Source organism: Vibrio sp. T3Y01, from assembly GCF_013114525.1.
Classification (GTDB): domain Bacteria; phylum Pseudomonadota; class Gammaproteobacteria; order Enterobacterales; family Vibrionaceae; genus Vibrio; species Vibrio chagasii_B.
In genome coordinates, this window is sequence record NZ_VTXJ01000032.1 from 40,104 (window position 1) to 47,161 (window position 7,058).

Consider the following 7,058-nt stretch of genomic DNA (forward strand, 5'->3'; position numbering starts at 1 on the left):
TCACCTTAATCACTTGAACCAACGCACAGTCAAAATGCTGCGCATTGCGAATCTGATTTAAGCGCCTTATCAGGTTTATCGGCAAAGCAATCTGATGTTTCCTGTCTTTTCATCATATTCATGGTTTGGAATAAGCAGTGGTAGTTTTGATAACTCCAAAGCTTTTGACTTTGGTCCCCATTTAACAGGCCTACCTGTTGTGTCATAGTAAACTTGATTATCGTAGTCGATAAAACCAGGCTGCCATCCATCGCCAAGGTAACTTAGGTCTTCTGATTCATCGAACCATTCTGGACTAATCAGAGTTACGATCGCTCCATTGATAGGACTACGGTCCCAAAAAACAAAATACTCAGGAACAACTGAACGTTCTGCTTCAGAAACGTACTTGAGAGGATATTTGTCACTAGGCCACCAAGAAGGATATCGTTCATCAAAAATACTACCGCTATGTTTTTTAGCCTTAACGATTTCCACCTCACTTCGTCTGTAAACATTGACCCTTAGTTCTCCTTGCTGAACTCTCACCATTTGACCTGATTCCAATCTATTTGATTGGATAAATGCCTTTGAGCAATATTCTGAAGTTGCGGGATTACCATGCGCTATAAATGCAGCAAATACTCCCATCAATACTAGTAATCTGTTGATAATAACTCCTTAAAACCTAACGCTAAGTTAAGGCGCCACACCGCTAATGGCACTACAATTCGGGAAGAAAAAGTGCCATGCGTTAATGATCACACTTGAACACCTTGTTAAAGGTTATATCTTTCGATAGGCCATTTAGCGAAAGCAAATATCCATACTGCTACAACATTGATAACAGGGATAAGCATTATAAGTGACCACCACTTTGAAAATCCTGCTTTCTTAAGAATCGGTCCAAATAATAAATATGGGAGCAATACTATTATGGATAGTATTAGTAACTGCCAAACACTAATGCCTGCCATAATCAATTATCCTCCACAATTTTAGACGTATTCCACTTCGAAAAAACTAAAACTAATGGGCAAACGAGGTAACCAATAAATGGGATGAATATGGTGAAGCTTAAATTAGTGTTAAGCCCCGCTCGCTTAAAAATTAGGAACACAGGGTAAAAGAACACTACTAGAGTAAGTAATGTTTGAAACAATATCTGTTCGATCAAATCAATCTCCTTTATTGATTGTGATATGTACAAATCACGTTTAACGTCGCGTTAAGTTGTGAGCAACGCTACCACCAAACCTAAACCTTTACACCGTAGGCACTAAACCCGACTTTGAATACAAAGCGCAAAGCTTTAGGAATCTCTTTTAACGCTTTGTTAGTTGCAGTTTTACCAACGTTATTTGTTCTCTACGTATATTTCTACACCACTTTGGTTTGATACGACGGACGAAGGGTATACGGTACTTGGAATTCCAATGACAATATCACCGGCATTACGCCATGAGATATCAATGACTTCATCAGAGTTATATACTGACTCGTAGATAAGTTGATACCTAGTCACAGTTACATCAGGTTGAAGCCACACTTGCATTATATTGTCACGGCCTGAACACTGCGAAAACTGTGCATGGATTGCTCGATTTCCCTCTGGGCTAAATACTTGATCGCTTTCCGCAGTTAAGCACCCGTCTGGACGCTCAACAACAGTGCGTTGCTCGTCGATTCCTAGGCTAGCGGACACCGACAGATAAACAGTTGAAACACCGATAACAGCTAATACATGGATAATCGCCAGATAAACTTTTTTGCACACTTCGTATATTCCCAATATTTTTGCTCATTTATACTCAAATGCACCTAACGCTCTGCTAAGTGGCTCACAACATGCCACAAAACGTAAACAAGCCACCGTAATCACAGAGTAAACTTTGAGGTAAATCTGCCGAGCGTTGGTAGCCCGTCTTAAGCAGTTTGTTAGCTGCTAGCCTGTGACAATGATTTTCGGATTACCCAAATGTAGAGTAATGCGAGTAAGTCGATTTGAATGAACCCTAAACTATACTGGCTTGAGTACTGCAAAAGTGAACCACCAAGATTAAAAGACACTGATAACCAGTTATAGGTATCGCTCATCCAATCTAAGGTTAAGAAAATGCCTCCAACACCATAGTAGTTGAAATAGACACCACCAACCCCAAACGCGATAACTTGGAGCCCAATATTCAAATAAGGAAGCAAGTAATAACGCGACAAGCGTTTATATAACACTACACCTGATAACACGTTGATTAGAATGACAAAACACAATGCGACTATTTCAAGTACCGTAACTCCAGCGTTCGAAAGAACAAGCATGATTAAGGCAATCAATCCAACCAGTAGTTGATTAACACTAATGAGCGAAAGCAGACGACTCCATCGTAATTTTTTGGCACTCGCCTGTTGTGCATAATAGGCTTGTATTTCGTGTTCTCTAACAGCAATTTCTTTAGTTAGGTTTTTGTAGTTTTCTGGATAGGCTTCAGCATCTATGTTGCCTAATGCTTCAATCAGCGACTTTGCATTGTAATTTGTATAGTTAATTTCCATTTATATACTCTGTTGTCATTATGCAGTTAACGCCGAATTAAGATTTGAACAACGCCAGCCCCAAACTTAAATCATTGTGCCATAAACGTTAAACTGACTTGAAGTGAAGGCGCCAAGCGTTGTGAATCCCTCTTAAATTGCTTGTAATATGCCTTTTTGACACGGCGATAGAATTTCGAGTTCTTGGCTAGGTAAATATTTAATTTCCAAACAAGTTAACTGCCAAGTACTTTCAGTCAATTCAGCTTTGAATTCGAATAGGCCTTCACCTTGTGGGCCTTCAATCTCGTACTGCATATCCGCAGAGCCGGAAACTTCATACCCTCGAATAATTCCTTGGATTAAATCAATGTCGTAAGGCGTACCAATATTTGCGAGAAACTTATCCGAACCCTCTAGAGTACGAAGTGCTAACTTAGTTGAACCAGACTCTTCAAATGAGCTATTCATGCTGATAGTTAAGATGACCGCAAAGAGAACACCACAAGTCAACATTATCGCAGCTGCAACAGACCACTTTCTTTGAGAATTTTTAAACTCTTCAACACTACTCCACTGGTTATGCTTCCAAGCCCACTCATTGCCTTTGAAGCCAAGAATAAATGGCATCACAATGTTGACGAACGGTACCAAAACTAACAAAGCGCGATAGGTACGAAAGCGAATACCCCATATCCAATTGAACGCAAATGCCCCCCAATTCCAACCTTTAATCTGTTCAGGGATTTCTTTACTATTTTCCATATATTCCACTAATTCTATTCGGGTACATAACGCCCTGTTAAGAGGGAACAACACTACCACCCAACCTAAAACATTGTGCCATAAACACTAAATTTGAAGTAGAAGCAACAGCGGCAAGCGTTGGGAATCTGCCTTAAACGCCTTATTAGTTTGCATATAACTTAGGCAAAAACCATTTAAAATCTGCTGATGCTTCAGAATCCCAAGGCCAAACACCAGAAGTATCCGGATAGATGAACTGAAGGACTTTGAAATCATTGCCCTTGTAAAGCCAGCTAGCCCAACCAAAGTACTCAGCGTAGTATTCTGGACTTACTTCTTTGAAAGTTATATCAAACCCTTCAAGGAAGCCTGAATAGTATTCATCTGGTTTAAATATCTCACCAGCTTTAGCTCTATTGTTGTATTCGTTTGCAATCCAATGTGCTGCTTCTTGATTTAAACCAGTCATTATTATCTCTGGTTGACTACTTGTTTTCTCTATACCTATTGAATAAGAGAATCCTGGGTACTCATCCTCTTCCATGATATGGAGAATATGACATCCGCACTGCTCTATATCTTTAAGCGCTTTTTCTTCGTATTGGGCCATAATCTACCTTTGCAAAACTAACGCCAAATTAAGTTGTGAACAACGCAAACACCTCAGCTAAGCCATTATGCCATAAACACTAAACTGGCTTGAAGTGAAAGTGCCAAGAGTTGTGAATCACTCTTAATTTATTGTTATGTGAGTTCTATTACGAGCCTAAAAGAGGCAAATGTTTACGTTGCTGATAGGTTAAAGCCAACTCTAAACAAGACCTAATCACTCTTTCTGACATCGGTTTCGATAACGACAGAACTATTGCTCTATTTCCCTGAAACACCAGTTCTTCACCATACAACTCCCGGAATGTATCGACGAGCTTGGTTTGGCAATTAAAGAAAAGGTAATAGTTGTCTGGAGACTTGAGTTTCCAGTCCATTCTTAGCGGACTACCTGTTTTTACACTGTAGCTTGGTTCACCCCATTTTAAAGTTTCTTCGACTTCACCAAGTTCCAACTCCGATGCTATTTGAAAGACTAGATTTCGTAGCTCCGCTAACCTAACACGAGCATTCTCAGGGTATTCATCGAAGCGTTCTTTGACTACCTTGTTCATTGAAATCTCCTATTCACATAACGGCCTTGTTAAGGGGTGATCAACGCAAAACAAAAACTACCGCATACCCGCCTAAACACTTAAACCAACGTATAGTAAAAGTACCACGCATTGCGAATCAATTTTATACAGTTTGTTATGTATTTTGGTTCCACAAATTTAATAGCAAACTTTATATAGAGAATTTCGGACACTACTTCCTAAGAAACCTAAAGAATAGAGAAAGAAAAGCAAATGCCAAAAGACTTGAGTAAAAGTGCCATTTAACTTGTTCGACATTAAATTTATTTATCCTATGAAGGCCATCAGAACTCGAAAGAAGAACTTCATCCCCAGCCTTAACATAAACAGGATAATAAATATTATCTACATGCGTTTTAACCAGCCCGACACTCAGATTTTTTGTATCTTTACGTGAACCATAGCCTAGGGAATAGTCATGATTTATCGAGTTAAAGTCATACCCTTGAACTTTAATATCGTACTTGTATTCTTTATCGAAAATAATTTGATAAGTTAATCCACGACCAGCTGCACCATGTTTACCTGTTACTTCAGCTTTATGGTGTAACACATCGTTATCAGTGTATGGACCCTCAATAACTCTATTTTCTACAACACTTATCGACATAATAAAAATGGCTATGAGAACTCCAGGAGTATAATATGACCCGCATATTCTCTTAATCGTTCGAATCATGCTTTTACTCGTATCTAGTAGCATTGATATTAGCTCCAACATTAATTAGTCAGTTATCACTAACCTACTGTTTAAAATACATGACGCCGCGTTGAGTGCTGAGCAACGCAATACCTAAGTTGCTGCATACCACCTTAACCACTAAGACCAACGCATAGTGAAGTTGCCACGCGTTGCGAATCCCTCTTGAACAGTTTATTAAATTGATTTATCACGAAATTTATGACGGAATAAAATTCTAGCCAGCCTAACCGCTAACAATCCAGACAACCCAACGGCCATACCAACTGCAGACAGCCCGTATAAATCCCCTTGAATAATGCTTAAGATTAAATGTACCAGTACCTGTACTATGACGAACCAAACTAAAAAATGACAAAAAACTAAGGGTTGACTTAAGGTAAAAGGATTAATGTCCCAAGAAGGTTCAATCCATACTTTATCAGAGAAAGGATTAACAGTTTGAAAACCAATTACTAATAAGAACCCTACCAAAGCAGCTGGAACAGCAAAAAATAAAGATTTGACTAGCTCACTTTGTGTAAGACTCGTAGCCTCTGGGGTATAGTTTGTAGCCGAAAGTAGGCCAACGCCAAAAATAATAGCTATACGAATAAATCGCCAATTCATGTTCATTCCAATATCAATTTAACGCCCTGCTAAGGGGTGAGCAACGCAATACAAAAGCCGCCGTAAACCACCTTAATCACTAAAATCAAGGCATGGTAAAAATGCCACGCGTTGCGAATCCCTCTTGAGCAGTTTGTTATATCTAATTTTTTATTTGGTTTGAAATTGCTGTGATACAGCGTTTTGCCGAATTACAAACGCCAGACAACTGAAAGAAACCATGAATCACACCCAAATAACGTTCGCAGTAAGCCTCAACGCCTTGTGAAAGCATCAACTTGTATAAGTGCTCACCCTCATCACGTAGCGGGTCAAACTCCGCGGTAATAATAGTAGTGATGGGCAGACCGCTGAAGTCACTGTTTAAAAGGTTAAGCTCTGGTTCAACAATTTCTTTAGAGCTACAATTCGCGTATAACTCGAAACCAGAAAGAAGCATATTTGCCGTTATAATATAATCTGAACCATTTTCTCTGTAGCTTTTCGAATTGCCTGTTGGATCCAGCATTGGGTAAATAAGAATTTGCTGACGAGGCAACCACTGCTCTAGCTTTTTCAATCTAAGCGTCGTAGCCAAAGCTAATTGCCCCCCGGCGCTATCGCCAACAAATACTAATTGCTCTGAATCACCACCATACTTGTGCGCTTGCTCCTTAATACCGAGTACAGCTTGGTATACATCATCGTGTGCTGCTGGATAAGCATGTTCAGGTGCAAGCCTGTATTGAATGCAAATAACTATCGAGTTGGATAGAAGAGCAATTTGTCTTAGCTGAGCATCATGTGTACCAAAGCCACCACTGATGAAACAGCCTCCATGAAAATAGACCATTATAGGTAAGTTCACTTCATCTGTAGGCTTGTAAATCTTAACCGGAATACTATTAATTACATCTAAGTATTCGCTTTCAATTTTAGGACTTTCACCAGCTAGTACAGTGCTACCAATATAGCCAGCTCGGCGATCAGCGATTGTTTGTGCTGAAGGGCAAGGTTTACCATTAGATTGAAATTCTTCGACTAGCTCTCTGATGCCAGCTTCTAGGTACTTGGTCATTTTATAACTCTATAACTAAAAAACCGGTGAACAATATAACAACACAAAGGCATGTACATCCATACAGTTATAAATGTGTGATGTAAATTAGATATAACGCCCTGTTAAGGTGATGAGATGGTCTCCCCCTACCACTTCACATGACGGTAAGCCATGCTTGGAGTGTTCAGGTCCGAAGTAAAAGGAGAAGACCATGACTCAGCATAAAATCATCGGCATCGATTTAGCAAAAAATATCTTCTTTCTTTTT

The 7,058-nt window shown here is 39.4% G+C and carries 9 protein-coding genes; all 9 read right to left on the reverse strand.

Translation table 11 applies throughout. The features are described 5' to 3' along the window. Nucleotides 1-75 precede the first annotated feature (75 nt). The 9 genes from F0232_RS23535 to F0232_RS23585 all read right to left on the reverse strand — a co-directional run bounded on the left by F0232_RS23535 (nt 76) and on the right by F0232_RS23585 (nt 6,808). Nucleotides 76-630: a hypothetical protein gene (locus F0232_RS23535; RefSeq protein WP_171751038.1), complete on the reverse strand. Its 555-nt coding sequence runs from the start codon at nt 628-630 to the stop codon at nt 76-78. 706 nt (nt 631-1,336) lie between these two features. After that, nucleotides 1,337-1,756 carry a hypothetical protein gene (locus tag F0232_RS23540; RefSeq protein WP_171751037.1) on the reverse strand — a complete coding sequence of 140 codons (420 nt, stop codon included), beginning with the start codon at nt 1,754-1,756 and terminating at the stop codon, nt 1,337-1,339. 161 nt (nt 1,757-1,917) lie between these two features. After that, nucleotides 1,918-2,532 (reverse strand): hypothetical protein, encoded by a 615-nt coding sequence (locus F0232_RS23545; RefSeq protein WP_105057089.1) that lies wholly within the window; start codon nt 2,530-2,532, stop codon nt 1,918-1,920. A gap of 132 nt (nt 2,533-2,664) precedes the next feature. Further along, on the reverse strand, nt 2,665-3,276 hold the full coding sequence (locus F0232_RS23550) for a cytochrome c oxidase assembly factor Coa1 family protein (protein WP_105057088.1): 612 nt from the start codon (nt 3,274-3,276) through the stop codon (nt 2,665-2,667). 145 nt (nt 3,277-3,421) lie between these two features. Next, nucleotides 3,422-3,868 carry a DUF4262 domain-containing protein gene (locus tag F0232_RS23555; protein WP_105057087.1) on the reverse strand — a complete coding sequence of 149 codons (447 nt, stop codon included), beginning with the start codon at nt 3,866-3,868 and terminating at the stop codon, nt 3,422-3,424. 148 nt (nt 3,869-4,016) lie between these two features. After that, nucleotides 4,017-4,421, reverse strand: coding sequence for a DUF1801 domain-containing protein (locus F0232_RS23560; RefSeq protein WP_105057086.1), 405 nt, complete (start codon nt 4,419-4,421; stop codon nt 4,017-4,019). Nucleotides 4,422-4,614: 193 nt separating this feature from the next. Continuing rightward, nucleotides 4,615-5,145: a hypothetical protein gene (locus F0232_RS23565; RefSeq protein WP_253821984.1), complete on the reverse strand. Its 531-nt coding sequence runs from the start codon at nt 5,143-5,145 to the stop codon at nt 4,615-4,617. 174 nt (nt 5,146-5,319) lie between these two features. After that, nucleotides 5,320-5,751 (reverse strand): hypothetical protein, encoded by a 432-nt coding sequence (locus F0232_RS23575; RefSeq protein WP_105057083.1) that lies wholly within the window; start codon nt 5,749-5,751, stop codon nt 5,320-5,322. Between the two features lie 142 nt (nt 5,752-5,893). Next, on the reverse strand, nt 5,894-6,808 hold the full coding sequence (locus F0232_RS23585) for an alpha/beta hydrolase (RefSeq protein ID WP_105057082.1): 915 nt from the start codon (nt 6,806-6,808) through the stop codon (nt 5,894-5,896). Nucleotides 6,809-7,058 lie beyond the last annotated feature (250 nt).

Coding starts and splice junctions, on each gene's coding strand:
- F0232_RS23535 (WP_171751038.1), bottom strand. CDS start 630: ATGGGAGTATTTGCTGCATTTATAGCGCATGGTAATCCCGCAACTTCA.
- F0232_RS23545 (WP_105057089.1), bottom strand. CDS start 2,532: ATGGAAATTAACTATACAAATTACAATGCAAAGTCGCTGATTGAAGCA.
- F0232_RS23550 (WP_105057088.1), bottom strand. CDS start 3,276: ATGGAAAATAGTAAAGAAATCCCTGAACAGATTAAAGGTTGGAATTGG.
- F0232_RS23555 (WP_105057087.1), bottom strand. CDS start 3,868: ATGGCCCAATACGAAGAAAAAGCGCTTAAAGATATAGAGCAGTGCGGA.
- F0232_RS23560 (WP_105057086.1), bottom strand. CDS start 4,421: ATGAACAAGGTAGTCAAAGAACGCTTCGATGAATACCCTGAGAATGCT.
- F0232_RS23565 (WP_253821984.1), bottom strand. CDS start 5,145: ATGCTACTAGATACGAGTAAAAGCATGATTCGAACGATTAAGAGAATA.
- F0232_RS23575 (WP_105057083.1), bottom strand. CDS start 5,751: ATGAATTGGCGATTTATTCGTATAGCTATTATTTTTGGCGTTGGCCTA.
- F0232_RS23585 (WP_105057082.1), bottom strand. CDS start 6,808: ATGACCAAGTACCTAGAAGCTGGCATCAGAGAGCTAGTCGAAGAATTT.